This window comes from Secundilactobacillus similis DSM 23365 = JCM 2765 (assembly GCF_001311075.1).
Taxonomy (GTDB): Bacteria; Bacillota; Bacilli; order Lactobacillales; family Lactobacillaceae; genus Secundilactobacillus; species Secundilactobacillus similis.
This window is the reverse complement of sequence record NZ_BBAD01000013.1, coordinates 44,162-56,905: the sequence shown is the minus strand read 5'-3', so window position 1 is coordinate 56,905 and position 12,744 is coordinate 44,162. Positions and strand designations below refer to the sequence as shown.

The window sequence follows — 12,744 nt, the reverse complement described above, 5'->3', positions numbered from 1 at the left end:
TGACAAACAGCCGACACCCAAATCGCACCCAACACTTACGCTGGACACAAGCGACAGTAAAAAAATGGAACGAATGATGAGCACTAGCGTTTTTTTGAGGGGGGACGCAAAATGGCAACAAAAAAGGTTCAAATCGCTGATATATCAACGATTTGAACCACAATTATCACCCGCACGGGGATTCGATTACCTTACATTTACCCCTTATAATCGGCGCCATACCGGCATTCTTGCCATTCGGTAAAACGGATGGTGCAAACTATATTAAGAAGTTGTTTTCTAATAGGACTATAATTGGATTTAATTTCGCTATTTTTCGAAGCCTTCACTCATTAATTTCATGGCCAACTGATCGGACGTTCCGTTCGTTTTTTCTATCAAGTGAACGTAGGTGTTGATCGTTGTCTCGAGTTTTCGATGCCGCAGTCGATGCTGAACGTAAGGCAATACGCTTCCGTTTTGGATCAGCACGCTGGCATGAGTATGGCGCATCGCATGGCTCGTAACCTCCTTTATTTTAAGCTTATGGCACATACGTTGCAAGGCCCGGTTAACGCCATCGTTAGTCAGGATGCTGCTGAACTTACTAAAGAAAACTAGTTGGCGTGGATTTACCTCCTCATAGCTCGTTGGGCGGTCAGCAAAGTAATCTATAGCCTGTTGGTGTAAACTGTGCATAAAGTCGCAGAATGGGGCTGGTATGGTCACTTTACCGTCTGCTTGACCGTTACCCTTGGTTTTGGTGAAGCTTTGCGTCTTAGGCGACCATTGGCGGCAGATATTGACGATGCCGTTGTCCAAGTCGAGGTTATCCCACGTCATACCCGCAGCCTCCTCGAATCGGCAACCGGTTTCTAACTGAAACAGCAGCATGCAGCTCGACATGTGCTCAAAGTCGGCGTGGTCGATCAAGTAACGACGCAGAACATGATAGTCATCGAGATCTAAAAATTTAGCCTCCACGGGGGCGGGATCATCACCAGTAATCACGACCCGGAAAGTAAAGTCCCGATTGATGACGTTATCGGCGAGCGCGTTTTGCACCGCTGACCTGATCTGCTGATTCGTTTTCCGCGAAGTCGCTATCCCGTGGTTTTTTCCAAACTCGTTCATGAATTTCTGATAGTCGTCTTTACGGACGTCAGCCAGCTTGGTCGCTCCGAAATAGTTGGTTAAGTGCTTAAGAGAGAGTAAATACATGTCGTTTGTGTGTTTGCTAACACTGTCGGTCTTATACACCGCAATCCAGTTTTCAAAGTAGCCAGCGAACGTCACGTTACGTTTAGTGAGGTCGGCACCATTATCGAGATCAACTCGCATACGACTCTCCCACGATGCTGCTTCGCCTTTACGTTTAAAGGTGCGGGTCTTTTGGCGGTATTTGACGCCATCTCGGTAGTTGACTCGTACCTGGTATTGGCCATCTGGTGTTTTAGTGATACTCATGAGATTCCTCCTTTATCAAAGTTGGGTGGTTAATTTGATGATTGACGGCTAAATCGACTACTTTTCGATTGATTAGTTGAATGACCATCAAGTTTTTATGTTGAGTTTTCCAAACGTATGTTCTTTTAACGTGTTAAAGAAAAGCCCTGATGAAGGGCCTTAATTATTGATTAATGATTTATCATTAGGTTCATGATGTAGCTAAGAATTCCAACTCCAGCGCTTACAACGGTGATTGTAGTAGCAATTAACCAAACTTTTTGGTTGGCAAATTTGGTATCGATGTTTGATGATAGTTTGTCAATTTTTCCCGAAAGGTCGCTAATACTGCTGTTAAGTTCATTTTTGGTATCTTTAATGCTACCTGTAAGTTCTAATTTTGATTCTTTAATTTCGTGGCGTAAGTTATCTTCAACGTGGTTCAATTCTTCGTGAGTGACATATTCTGACATGTTTCCACCTCCAGAGGATCCTTTGTTACTATTATGTGAGGCGGAACTACTTAATTCAACTATATCGTCTAAATTATCCTTTTGAGATGACCTGTAGGAGGCGTTTCGTTGATCATACCGTGTCTGAAAATCGAGTATTGGCGCCATCTTAATTATCCTCCACGGTATAAGCGTTGAAGTAGGTGACTTGTAAATCTATAGCCTGATTGTTAGAATCCTGAATTGCTACTGTTATTTTATAGGTATCGTCTTGTAATCCTGGCAGAAATGGAGAGTGATAAATTGGCATAGAGCCATAACCATCTTTTGCATGTTCATCTGCTAAGCGCATTGGACCGGCAAGTCTTTTGTAGATTACACCCCCGTTAGAATCAGTAATTAGAATGAACTGATAATACGTAGTACGGGATTTAATATTAAAGTTTTCCCAGTGCAGTGTAATTTGTGTCCCCTTAGGGTCATTAGAGATAGGTATATTTGTAGCAGGTCGGTGAGTCTCGTCATTTTCAATGTATAAATAAGCTACTTTCTCTATTACCATTTGCAATTTACACTCCCTTATTTAGTGAATGCCTTCCCGGAACCAGCTGGTACCTGATCCACGTTCGACGGCGTAAGTGTAGTATGAGTTAGAGTTGAATACGCCGCTTTCAACCATCCAGTCATAACTGGCAGCATGGTGAACCTTCAAATGATGACCAGGATAGACCTTATACTTCTTGACCATATAGCTTTTATAGCGAGGGTAGGCATTGTATATTTTAGCAATGTAGGTCGTTTTACGAACCGTCACCCAGTGTGGCCGTTCCCAATAAAAGAAGCTGTGAGCTGATGCTGTTTCTGTGGTAGCTGCTAGGCCAGCACCCAGTGATAGGGCAGTGACGCCCAACGTTACGATATTTTTTAATTTCATAATAAAATCTCCCTACAAGATTGAATTGAATACGACAAAAAAGAGGACGCATATAGCGTCCCCATACCAGTGATAGTGCTATCAAAATGTGATTGATGAAATCAATCCACCAGGGTGACCCGTAGACCACCAAATTACAATTACATGATAGAGGACGTATATTTATTTGTCAAGAAGATGTTGCACAATCTGTTGGTCTATTAAATCCATGTCATCTGAAGGCAAGGTCATTCTTCCCAGAGCGTCAAATTTGTGATGTGGTTTTTGAATACGATATTTTGAAATGGTAGCAACATTATCAATTTTGAAATAAGAGATCTTTTCTAAATCGAGAAGTTGTTTTTTAAGTTCGCTTTTAATCAAATTCGTTTCCTCACGATATTGGTTAAAGCGTTCTAACATTCTCTGCTCTGTTTTGGAGTGTCCGTGGTTATTTCGCTTTTCTTCGCTTACGGCAAATAAGTCAAATATCGTGTCGGGAGTGACTGGTTGAAAATTTTTGGAGTGAACTAATCCAGTTACTGCGTACCATTCACCAAGCACTTTTGTAAGACCAGTTGGTAGGGGAATATTGAAAGCTCCTTCTTTAGAGGTTAAAGGAACGACTGTCACTTTTGCACTAACTGGATTATCATGTTTGTTTAAGATTATTCCGTAGTGTGGGCCTGACAGTTCAGCACCAACGTTTAAACCGAAATCTACGTAAACAACGGTTCCACGATGATAAGTGAGATATTGTTTTTCATCATTGCGTGTATTCCAATCGTTGAGTAAATTATCAGCGAAAATATTTAGTGAATCATTAACCTTCACTCCCTTAAAACGATTATGGGAGTGAGTAATTAGCTTTTTTAGCTTATCAAAAAGTTGTTGGGTTTTTGTTTGAGTCATCGCACGCCTCCTTAAATATTAAATCTACTTATCATTCCAATTTCCAATGTGAGTACTGTAATTTAATTTTATGAGTAAAATTACTTGGAATTTAAACGTGCAAATATAAAAATGCTGTACAGATTACCATTAAAAATATTCCTACTGATAATTTCATTATGCCTATTGATGTCAGAAACAGTGCTAGGAGACAGCCACAGCCAGAATTTATACCGGGTTCATAATCACTTTTGGGTTTTGGTTGAGGTCTCATTTCGAAGTGATTTTCGACATATTTCGAAGATCTTTCAATTTCCTTCATCGTCGGAAAATCTTGCTGTTGATCGTAATTTTGTTTAAATCTCTTATCAGTTTTTTGATGGGGTAGATGGTGCGAAGTATTGATGGATGATTTTGTAGTTTTGTGGTAAATCTGATTGTATAGGGTATGTTGGGGATTTTTAATAGCCCCGAATCCCTTCCTTCCATATAAAGGATTTATTGCACGACGAAGCTTGCGATTTAAATTACCAGTAGTTCGAGCCTTAAAAGACTTTGATATATTGGGTTTTCGATATCCAAACTTCACAATTACCATCCCTTACATATTAAATCTACTTATCATTCCAACTATTGAATCTATTTCACAAGTATTTACCAGCTAATCCCCGATTGTAGGGAATCCGTACGCGTGTACTAAGTCGAAGTAGTTACTAGGCAAACAACCATTTTCTTCTATGTAGAATTGACTTAGCAGCGTAACGGCAAACTTATCTGACTGATTCTCCAGTTGACCGCGCCAGTGACCGTTACTCGTGTAGAGCGCAGCCATACCTTCGTGCTCGATGGCGTGGCATAACTCGTGGGCCATTACGAAGTAACGTTGGGGTGAGTCTCGGATTTCATCAGATAGAGCAATAGCTGGCTGACCGTCATATTCAAACCGCATTCCCTTAGGTTCATGCACGAACGGGGCGTAGGTTACATCTACGTTGAGTGCTTCTGCGATTTTAAATGGGTCGCAAGTTCCGTAACGGTCGGCGATAGTGTTAACAACTTCTTTAACCATTGAATTATTCATGGGCATCATTCTTTTCTTGCTTCCGCCGCTTCCAGAAGTATCCGACAAGGAACTGCTGAACGGCTTCTTTTGCGTCGGCGTCTAATTCGACGCCTTGGAAGTTCATAGGCTTATTAGTTTCCAAGTACTCGTTGAGATCGGTAATATCTTTCTCAGTGGCCCAAGCGGGTATTGAGTCATCGTTAATCAACGTAAGTCCAGCTGCTTCATATAGCTCTTTACGTGGTACTTTTAATCCCTTTGATAATTTATCCAACGTTTGAGGCTTGGGATTAGAGTCTGCTTTATGATTAATGATTTTTGACAGGTACGCAGCAGAAACTCCAATTTGTAGAGCGGCCTTGCGAATAGACCAGCCATTTTTGTAGATTGACTGTTCAATGAAGTCCCCCAGCCCAGTTTCGTTAATTGACGGCATTCCGGCTCACTTCCTTAACATTTTATATCTATATAATATAACTAACGTTAAGAAAAGAATATAAAAAGTAGTGAAAAAGTGTTGCATGTTTCTAAACGTTGATGTACTATTGAAATGTGGAAGAGAGGTGATAGCGATATGCATGTTACATCTAAGCTAAAAGTGAGAAGCTCATTGGCACTTAAACATAAAATCGCAATGGCTGGATTTACTTCGAAAAAATTAGCTGAGATTGTTGATATTACGCCTAATTACTTAAGCCAGATTGTTCAGGGAAAAGCAAGTCCCAGTCCGATTCGAGCACAAGCAATCATTGATGCATTGAGTGCAAGATTAGGTGAGTCGTTTACAATTGGTGATTTTTTTTTTGATGTTAGTGTTAAGAAAAATGCAACGGATTTTATTTCAGAGTTCGGTTAGGAGGAATACAAAATGAACGAATTAGTAATCATGAAAAATCAGCAGGCAGTAACGAGTAGCTTACAAGTTGCTGAAACATTCGGGAAGCAGCACAAAGATGTTCTCGAAGCTATTAAAGCCAAAATAAATACAGCGGAAAATTCCGCTCTACTCAATCAAATGTTTTCAAAAGGGACTTACAAGGCTCCAACGGCAAAACTAACCCAATGTATTACATGAATCGAGATGGTTTCTCGTTTATTGTCATGGGATTTACCGGACATAAAGCCGACAGTTTCAAATTAGAATATATCAGTGCATTCAATCAGCTAGAGAAGGCCGTTAAAGAGCAGTCAAAAGATTCCTACATGATTGAAGACCCAGTGAAGCGTGCGCAACGGTGGATTGAGGAACGTAAAGCTTATGATAAGGCGGCAGTTAAGGCTGACTACTTCGACAAGCAAATGCACAATCCTGGATTACTAACTGCCACGGTTATTGCGAAAGAATACGGGAAATCAGCAGTCTGGCTGAACCGCTACCTTGAGAAGTTGGGAGTTGTATACCGCCAAGGTAAAAACTGGATTATCAGACAAAAGTATGCTGGCAAAGGATACATGGGTTATGACAATTGGTCGGACGAAAGTAACAAGCACGTACGCCCATTACTCAAGTGGACGCAACGCGGTAAGAAGTTCATCTACGACTTGTTAGCTCAAAACGGTATTTTACCGGTCATCGAACTGATGCAGGTTCAACAGACCGACTTGCTGGAAGGAGGCTACTAGCGTGGAAGTTTCAATCGAAGAATTGAACTACTTGGTTGATATGCGTGCCAAGGAGTTAATCAAGCAACAGGCAACTCCGAAGGTGCCGTCACCGTGGAGCAAGTTCAGCAACGAAATCGACATGGACTTAGCTGATTGGGATCCACACGAAGCCTACTCCATCAAAACGGCGTTCTGCACGATTATCAGATGTGCGTTAGGCGCTAGTCGAGTGGTGAACCTAAACGAAGCCGAGGTTGAACAGGCAAGGGATATCGTTCACGTCTTGTTGTCGTTGGTTAATTACTGGAATAAGGAGGAAATCAAATGAACGTTAAAAAAATGCCTCTATGCGATATCGGCGCACAAAGACATATTTTAGAGAATGTTATTTCTGAGAAGTATCAGAGGATGACCCAGTGTGAGCGTGAACAAGTTCGTGAAGCAATTGTTCATCGCTCATCTGACGTACACGAGTTCGCACAGAACTTTCTCGACTCTGTAGAAGAGCATTAACTTCGCTGATGTAATTAAGAGAATTCTTTAAGTCACCGAAGTCATTTCTAATTGAGTCAACAAGGAAGTATTTGGTCATAGTTTCTTCCAAGTGTTGACGATTAGTTGAATCTAGTAAATCACCCATATCAGTTCGCCTCCTTAACTGGAATAGCTTAATTATCCCACTAAGCGGGTGAACACACATTAATTAAATAACGAGGAGGTAGCACAATGACACAACCAAATAAGGATGCAGTTTTGAAAATTTTTCTCCAAGAGTTCCCCCGTGAGGACAGGCCAAGGGTGCTAGTTGACGTGCAGATTGCGAAACCAACCGGTGAAAAAGTAGTCGAGCTACTAAAAAAAGAAGGCCTAACATACGACGAAGCGTACGCAAGCCTTCAATACGCCTACAACTTAATCAAGTATGAATCTAACTTTTTGAAGTTGTAGTTGTAATCAACGTGATCGGAGTAAATACAGCGTCTGATTCTGGCATAAGGAATGGCAGTTCCAATTCAGAATTGTAGCCTTTCACGTTGTAAACAAATGGAGTGACTGGATCACCTTCAAGATCGTGTACAAAGTCAAATATTTCTTTGAAGAAAATATCACTTCTTGTGAGATTTAATTCACCGAGATATTGAGTGTGAAATTTTTCCCCTAGTTCGCCAGAAATAAGCTTATAAATCAGATAAGAGTAAGTAATCTCTGTTTCTTTAAACCAATGATACCCGTGATCATTTATCTGTTCTTCAAAGTACTGAATACCACTGGGCATAGTTGAAGACTGATAAAAGTCACCGGTAAAAAGATGGTCTTGATATGAGAACACTAAGTCAAAATGATTGTTCTTCAAATTTCTGGTAAGGGGAAACAATTCGTTAGCTTTGTTAACTAGATATTGAAAGGCTTCCATTTGAGCATGATTCATGATTATCACCTCCTTTCCCAAGTTCTATTATCTCGCTTAGGAAGGGAGAAGTAAAAACTAATAGGAGGATTTACCTAATGAACGAGAAACATCAAGAAGCACTTGAGCAACAATTGCAGTTGCTGTCCGAACAATCGAAAGCGGACGGTGTTGACCCGGTAGAATTGACTAACCTAACTTACGCAATGATTCAAGTGGTAAGTGAATTGGAACAGGCGAATTTCGTACTGACATCAGCACTTAAAACAGAGGAGGACGCGGATGACAGACGATGAGTTTAAGCATGAACTGATTTATCAGTTAGAAGGATTAAACAAAACGCTCTCGGTTATCGCAAGTAACCAAGAGCGTCAAATGAACATCGATGCGCACGAAATAGCCAAAGAAATTCAGGACGATCTTTCTGAATCGTTGAAACGAACTACTGATCAGCTTCGTCTTTCGGATTACTAAAAGCGGCACGTAAAGCTACCATAGCAGCTTGTGCGGATAAGTTAGACATTATTTTAACCATCTAGGAGGCATCCATAGAAAGGAGCAATCATATGACCGAAACAACGGCAGTTGACACCAACAAGTTGATCGAAATGGTTCAGCAGGTTTTACCCAACGCGCGAATCATTACGGATAAAAAAGAGGCTGAAGCGTTTGATAACTTCATGGCCAACACAGAGCAAGCTACTCCACGAATTTGGACGCTCAAAGAGTTCTCAACATTGATTTATGACCAACCTAAGTCCACGAAAAGGGCTACTGCATATCTGTTCAGCCATCGTGATGAACTTGATATCAATCGGCCCGGTGGATTCATTAACTACGATTTAACGCACAACGGTTGGTCGATACCGGCTAAAGAACTGGTTGAGTTTGATACACAGCATCAATATCACTGGAGGTGATCGGCATGATTTCAATGGATATCGCAGGCTTAATCTTAATCATCGGCCTGACTGTCTTCGTGACATGCGTGGTCAAGGATCCAGCCGAGTGGATTGACGACTGGGACGCTCGCCACGAGGTGTGGGACAGTATCAAGCGCTGGTTTTATGAGGCGTACCTCGAATTTAAGGAGGTGATCAAGTAATGACGATCAGTAGCAGATTGATGCCGGACGATATTTCAATTGAAGAATTATTATCAGCGAATATCAGAATGATTATGGGACTCAAAGGTTTTAACAAGAACGAATTGATAATTAAATCTGAGGTATCACGGCCAACGATAACAGTTCTTCTAAGCAATCAGTCCAAAGGAATTCAATTTTCAACGATTGATAAAATAGCCAAAGCATTGGGGGTACAACCTATTGAACTATTTCAAATTAGGTAAAACAAAAAAAGCCCTGGACGGCATTCCAGAGCTAGATAAAAAGTTGTCGTATTCAAATTTTATCACCATTAATTCTACTCCGAAAAGAGGGTGGTGGCAACGGATTCAGAGCAACTTAACGCATTTCGCCAGTCACTCAAAACGGCGTACGACCTCACGGATTGGTTTAACGAGGTCGCTGACGATGATGCAGCCACCGCACGTCGAATTCAAGCGGACTTACGCGACGAACTCAGACGCATCGAATTTTACGGAAAGAAGTTGATTAGACATGCCGAATGAAGATCTATGGTACGCACAGTCCGAGGACGACTATTACCGCCAGCAAGATACTGACCCTGAAGCTGAAGAGGAAGCCTACCAAGAATACGAAGAAGAACAATTCGAGCAGGAGGATGAAAGATGATCAAAACAATCAAGCTGCAGTCAATCAAAAAAGCGGCACTGATTAGTGCCTACACTACCATGATCAAGAAGCTTCAACAACGCATCAACAGCACACCGGTAAGTGATATCCAACAGTTGGAACACGATTTTAGCCAAATGTATCACACACAGGCCCGACTCGCTGAACTCACGCAAGGGGGTGACGATCAATGATCAATCCAGTAGTTGCATTGCAAGTTCCAGAATACGATGTGAAACTCACGCCAGCTCAGATTGAAATTGAAGGTATCGATGGGCTGAAGCGGGCCGTTGACGCCTACTCGCAACGCTACTCAAACATCGTAGTCACAGTTGATACTGAAAAGGATGCCAAAGATACTCGGTCAAAGCTCAATCATTTATCCAAGGCATTGAACGACAAGCGTATCGCAATCCATAAGGAATACGATGTGCCTTACAACCGCTTTGCTGATCAGATTAACGAACTGAAAAGCAAGATCGACGAAACGGTTCAACCAATTAGTGATGCCTTGAAAGAGCTCGATGAACAACAACGTGAAGAGCGCAAAAAAGATGTCGAAACATCGATTGCTGAGATGGCTCCCAATTACGGAGTTGAGATTTCTGAGGTTGAAATCAGTTCTAAATGGTTAACCAAATCGATTAGCAATAAGGCGATTTTAGAAGGTATTGCCGATCAGATGAAACTCATCAAGGCTAAAAAAGATGTGTTGAACGCCAACATTCAAACGGTCACTACTCACGCTGAAACAAAGAAGTTAGACCCGGCTGGTTGGGTCAACATGCTCAAGCAAGGCCAGGATGTTGCTACGGTCAATAAACTGATTGACGAACATGTTGTGGAACTCGATAAGCAGCGCAAACAAAAAGAAGCTGCAATCGCGGAAGCAAAGGCTCACCAAGTGGTTAAGGATAACAAAATTATCAATACAAATACTGGTGAAGTTGAATCCTACGACGTTAACTTGCATATTACTGGCACTCTCAATCAAATGAATATCCTAAAAGATTTTATGGTTGAACAGGGTATCAGATACGAAACGATTTAGAGGTGATAGTCGATGAAGTTTAACAAACACACAGATGAAAACTTCACCATCATTCGAAATGATGTATTGCAAGACAAGAACCTGTCGTGGAAAGCAAAAGGTATTTTCGTTTACCTTTGGTCTCAAAAAGATGATTGGACTTATTACCAGTCTGAGGTTGTAAAGCATGCAAAAGGCGGCCGAGATTCGCTTTCAGCTGGGTTAGATGAGCTTCAAGAATTTGGCTATCTAAGCATTACTCGGAATCGTGATGAAAAAGGTCACCTAAAAGAACCGATTTGGGACTTATACCCCATTCCATCAACGTTTTCACCTAAACCGGAAAATCCTACACAGGGAAAACCTACACAGGGAAACGCGAAACTAACAAGTACTAATAATAACAAGAACTTACTAAAAGAACCTTCTTGTCCTAAATCAAAGATTTACGACGATCAGAGCCCATATTACAAAATGGCTAAAGCTCTATCTAATTTGATTAAGCAAAACGATCCGTCAGCTAAGAAGCATAATTTACAAAAGTGGGCGGATGACATGCGGAAGTTAGTTGAGTTGGATAAGCGAACGGATAAGAACGAAATCTGGGCAGTTATGAATTGGTGCCAGAATGATTCGTTCTGGAGTACCAACATTTTATCAGCAGCAAAGTTTCGTAAGCAGTATCCACAATTGAAACTAAAGATGGCCAAAGAGGAATCCAAAGGGAACCCCCTTGAACCACCAATGAGTGATGAGCCAGAAAACGGCTGAGGAAGCTAAGCGGCTACAGGAGAGAATCGAGGCAGAGAAAGAAAGTTCCGCCAAAGAAAGAGAGGCCGGTTGATGAGTGCTGAAAGAGACCTGATCAGCGTATTGCTGAATCGGCCCGGCAACAAATTCATTATCGACGTTAATCCTGATTGGTTCGCTGACGTTAACCTGCGATGGACGTTTGAGGCAATTAGTGGTTTAGACAATGATCATGTCAATACACTGAATGTTTTTGGCCGAATTAAGCAAAAGCACCCCAAGACGAGTTTGCAACTCACTGATTTAAATAGTATTGCGGGTCAATTCGTGACGGATGCTGGCGTTGACCAATTGGCGATTAATTTGCATCGTTCATATTTAAGTCGAACTTTACATGAGCAAATGGCGCAGTATCAGCGAATTGATACGGATGATTATTTGCAAGCTGTCAGAGAAACGATGGGACTGCTCGACCGATTACAGGTTGTGAGCGACGACGGATCGCTTGGTGGGGCCTTTGACGAGCTGGCTGATGGTATGGAACATAATCGACCAGTTGGAATTAGATCATTACCTAAGTTCGACAAAATGCTTGGTGGCGGGTTATACGGTGGAATGTTGTTGACCATTGGGGCCCGACCTGGAATCGGTAAAACTGCATACTGCCTAAATCTAGCGTATGAGATTGTTCATAATGATCCAGAAGTTGAGGTTGATTATTTTACGTTAGAAATGCCGAAACGAGAAATCGCCAACCGATTGGTCTCTGTCGATACTGGCATTAGCACAGAGGAATTGAAGAAGCCTTATTATCTTAGTCCAACTAAAAAAATGGCAGTTAAGGCAAGCATGAATACGTATCGCAAGTACTGTATTCGTGTATTCGACAAAGTTCCCAACTTAGCCACGGTGTTATCAACGATTAGACGTAACGCATCGAAAAAACCACGAAATAAATACGTGGCGATGGTTGATTACATTGGTTTGATTAAAGTGCCGGGGGATCTACAACCGTATGCAAAAATTGGTGAGGTTACGCGAGAACTCAAAATTATCGCTAATGAATGCAATATTCCAATTGTCGAATTGTCACAGCTTAATCGTGGTATTGAGAGTCGAGTGGATAAGCGCCCGATGCTAAGTGATTTGCGTGAATCAGGTTCTGTTGAACAAGACAGTAACGTAGTCGGGTTCTTATACAAACCAGATGAGAAGCAAGCACCACAAATTGAACGACTAGTGATCGCTAAAAATCGTGATGGTGTCACCGGTGATATTCCGCTGTATTTCAACGGAGCCGGTATGAAGTTTCAAGAAATTAACGAAGATGTTTGACGGGAAGTGATTAGATGACTGATTTCAACGCACGGGTTTTCAAGGATGAGATGACGAAACATAACTACGTTAATTCTCAAGCCGTGCAGGTTTGGACGACTGAGCTGCACGCCACA

General features: G+C 41.6%; 25 protein-coding genes and 1 pseudogene. 18 read left to right on the top strand and 8 right to left on the bottom strand.

What is annotated here, in order from left to right; genetic code table 11:
• A partial coding sequence (locus tag JCM2765_RS17910) for a hypothetical protein (RefSeq protein WP_225351967.1) occupies positions 1–244 on the top strand: 244 nt, incomplete at its 5' end.
• Between the two features lie 65 nt (positions 245–309).
• Here the strand turns inward: JCM2765_RS17910 and JCM2765_RS04950 are convergent.
• The 7 genes from JCM2765_RS04950 to JCM2765_RS04915 all read right to left on the bottom strand — a co-directional run bounded on the left by JCM2765_RS04950 (position 310) and on the right by JCM2765_RS04915 (position 5,180).
• The gene (locus JCM2765_RS04950; protein ID WP_054734494.1) at positions 310–1,446 is read right to left on the bottom strand and encodes a tyrosine-type recombinase/integrase; all 1,137 of its coding nucleotides are present in this window, start codon (positions 1,444–1,446) and stop codon (positions 310–312) included.
• Positions 1,447–1,616: 170 nt separating this feature from the next.
• The gene (locus JCM2765_RS04945) at positions 1,617–1,898 is read right to left on the bottom strand and encodes a hypothetical protein (protein ID WP_156301683.1); all 282 of its coding nucleotides are present in this window, start codon (positions 1,896–1,898) and stop codon (positions 1,617–1,619) included.
• A gap of 148 nt (positions 1,899–2,046) precedes the next feature.
• Positions 2,047–2,439 (bottom strand): hypothetical protein, encoded by a 393-nt coding sequence (locus JCM2765_RS04940; RefSeq protein ID WP_057152099.1) that lies wholly within the window; start codon positions 2,437–2,439, stop codon positions 2,047–2,049.
• A 21-nt stretch (positions 2,440–2,460) separates the two neighbouring features.
• Complete coding sequence (locus JCM2765_RS04935; protein WP_054734483.1) at positions 2,461–2,811, bottom strand: hypothetical protein; 351 nt, start codon at positions 2,809–2,811, stop codon at positions 2,461–2,463.
• Between the two features lie 162 nt (positions 2,812–2,973).
• Positions 2,974–3,702, bottom strand: a complete 729-nt coding sequence (locus JCM2765_RS04930) for a putative type II toxin-antitoxin system PemK/MazF family toxin (RefSeq protein WP_054734481.1) — start codon at positions 3,700–3,702, stop codon at positions 2,974–2,976.
• Between the two features lie 640 nt (positions 3,703–4,342).
• The gene (locus JCM2765_RS04920; protein WP_162231392.1) at positions 4,343–4,762 is read right to left on the bottom strand and encodes an ImmA/IrrE family metallo-endopeptidase; all 420 of its coding nucleotides are present in this window, start codon (positions 4,760–4,762) and stop codon (positions 4,343–4,345) included.
• Positions 4,755–5,180, bottom strand: a complete 426-nt coding sequence (locus JCM2765_RS04915) for a helix-turn-helix domain-containing protein (protein ID WP_054734474.1) — start codon at positions 5,178–5,180, stop codon at positions 4,755–4,757. Before JCM2765_RS04915 ends, JCM2765_RS04920 begins: the two co-directional genes overlap by 8 nt.
• 174 nt (positions 5,181–5,354) lie before the next feature.
• On the opposite strand from JCM2765_RS04915, the gene JCM2765_RS04910 reads away from it, so the two are divergent.
• From JCM2765_RS04910 to JCM2765_RS04885, 6 genes and pseudogenes are all read left to right on the top strand, one after another.
• Complete coding sequence (locus JCM2765_RS04910; RefSeq protein ID WP_162231391.1) at positions 5,355–5,600, top strand: helix-turn-helix domain-containing protein; 246 nt, start codon at positions 5,355–5,357, stop codon at positions 5,598–5,600.
• Between the two features lie 12 nt (positions 5,601–5,612).
• Positions 5,613–5,869 (top strand): annotated as a pseudogene (locus tag JCM2765_RS16635) (Rha family transcriptional regulator); the annotation flags it as partial.
• Positions 5,846–6,367 carry a phage antirepressor KilAC domain-containing protein gene (locus JCM2765_RS17905; protein ID WP_369404035.1) on the top strand — a complete coding sequence of 174 codons (522 nt, stop codon included), beginning with the start codon at positions 5,846–5,848 and terminating at the stop codon, positions 6,365–6,367. The pseudogene JCM2765_RS16635 and the gene JCM2765_RS17905, both read left to right, overlap by 24 nt.
• Before the next feature lies 1 nt (position 6,368).
• Positions 6,369–6,677, top strand: coding sequence for a hypothetical protein (locus JCM2765_RS04895; protein WP_054734460.1), 309 nt, complete (start codon positions 6,369–6,371; stop codon positions 6,675–6,677).
• Positions 6,674–6,862, top strand: a complete 189-nt coding sequence (locus JCM2765_RS04890) for a hypothetical protein (RefSeq protein WP_054734457.1) — start codon at positions 6,674–6,676, stop codon at positions 6,860–6,862. The genes JCM2765_RS04895 and JCM2765_RS04890 overlap by 4 nt, the downstream gene beginning before the upstream one ends.
• A 213-nt stretch (positions 6,863–7,075) precedes the next feature.
• Positions 7,076–7,297 (top strand): protein-tyrosine phosphatase family protein, encoded by a 222-nt coding sequence (locus JCM2765_RS04885; RefSeq protein ID WP_054734454.1) that lies wholly within the window; start codon positions 7,076–7,078, stop codon positions 7,295–7,297.
• On the opposite strand, the gene JCM2765_RS04880 is transcribed toward JCM2765_RS04885, so the two are convergent.
• Positions 7,278–7,778 (bottom strand): hypothetical protein, encoded by a 501-nt coding sequence (locus tag JCM2765_RS04880; protein ID WP_054734451.1) that lies wholly within the window; start codon positions 7,776–7,778, stop codon positions 7,278–7,280. The genes JCM2765_RS04885 and JCM2765_RS04880 overlap by 20 nt on opposite strands.
• Before the next feature lie 77 nt (positions 7,779–7,855).
• On the opposite strand from JCM2765_RS04880, the gene JCM2765_RS04875 reads away from it, so the two are divergent.
• From JCM2765_RS04875 to JCM2765_RS04830, 11 genes are all read left to right on the top strand, one after another.
• Positions 7,856–8,053 carry a hypothetical protein gene (locus JCM2765_RS04875; protein ID WP_054734447.1) on the top strand — a complete coding sequence of 66 codons (198 nt, stop codon included), beginning with the start codon at positions 7,856–7,858 and terminating at the stop codon, positions 8,051–8,053.
• Positions 8,040–8,231 (top strand): hypothetical protein, encoded by a 192-nt coding sequence (locus JCM2765_RS04870; RefSeq protein ID WP_054734444.1) that lies wholly within the window; start codon positions 8,040–8,042, stop codon positions 8,229–8,231. The genes JCM2765_RS04875 and JCM2765_RS04870 overlap by 14 nt, the downstream gene beginning before the upstream one ends.
• 92 nt (positions 8,232–8,323) lie before the next feature.
• Entirely contained in the window at positions 8,324–8,677 is a 354-nt protein-coding gene (locus JCM2765_RS04865) for a hypothetical protein (protein ID WP_054734442.1), read from the top strand.
• A 5-nt stretch (positions 8,678–8,682) separates the two neighbouring features.
• Positions 8,683–8,862, top strand: a complete 180-nt coding sequence (locus tag JCM2765_RS04860; protein WP_054734439.1) for a hypothetical protein — start codon at positions 8,683–8,685, stop codon at positions 8,860–8,862.
• Positions 8,862–9,107 (top strand): helix-turn-helix domain-containing protein, encoded by a 246-nt coding sequence (locus JCM2765_RS04855; protein ID WP_054734438.1) that lies wholly within the window; start codon positions 8,862–8,864, stop codon positions 9,105–9,107. Before JCM2765_RS04860 ends, JCM2765_RS04855 begins: the two co-directional genes overlap by 1 nt.
• Before the next feature lie 93 nt (positions 9,108–9,200).
• Positions 9,201–9,389 carry a hypothetical protein gene (locus JCM2765_RS04850; RefSeq protein ID WP_057152100.1) on the top strand — a complete coding sequence of 63 codons (189 nt, stop codon included), beginning with the start codon at positions 9,201–9,203 and terminating at the stop codon, positions 9,387–9,389.
• A complete protein-coding gene (locus tag JCM2765_RS18700) occupies positions 9,379–9,513 on the top strand; it encodes a hypothetical protein (protein ID WP_263849319.1) in 135 nt (44 codons plus the stop codon). Before JCM2765_RS04850 ends, JCM2765_RS18700 begins: the two co-directional genes overlap by 11 nt.
• Positions 9,510–9,707 carry a hypothetical protein gene (locus JCM2765_RS04845; protein ID WP_054734433.1) on the top strand — a complete coding sequence of 66 codons (198 nt, stop codon included), beginning with the start codon at positions 9,510–9,512 and terminating at the stop codon, positions 9,705–9,707. The genes JCM2765_RS18700 and JCM2765_RS04845 overlap by 4 nt, the downstream gene beginning before the upstream one ends.
• Positions 9,704–10,564 carry a DUF1351 domain-containing protein gene (locus tag JCM2765_RS04840; protein WP_054734430.1) on the top strand — a complete coding sequence of 287 codons (861 nt, stop codon included), beginning with the start codon at positions 9,704–9,706 and terminating at the stop codon, positions 10,562–10,564. The genes JCM2765_RS04845 and JCM2765_RS04840 overlap by 4 nt, the downstream gene beginning before the upstream one ends.
• A gap of 12 nt (positions 10,565–10,576) precedes the next feature.
• Positions 10,577–11,314 (top strand): phage replication protein O, encoded by a 738-nt coding sequence (locus JCM2765_RS04835; RefSeq protein ID WP_054734428.1) that lies wholly within the window; start codon positions 10,577–10,579, stop codon positions 11,312–11,314.
• Positions 11,315–11,386: 72 nt separating this feature from the next.
• Entirely contained in the window at positions 11,387–12,628 is a 1,242-nt protein-coding gene (locus JCM2765_RS04830) for a DnaB-like helicase C-terminal domain-containing protein (RefSeq protein WP_054734426.1), read from the top strand.
• Positions 12,629–12,744 lie beyond the last annotated feature (116 nt).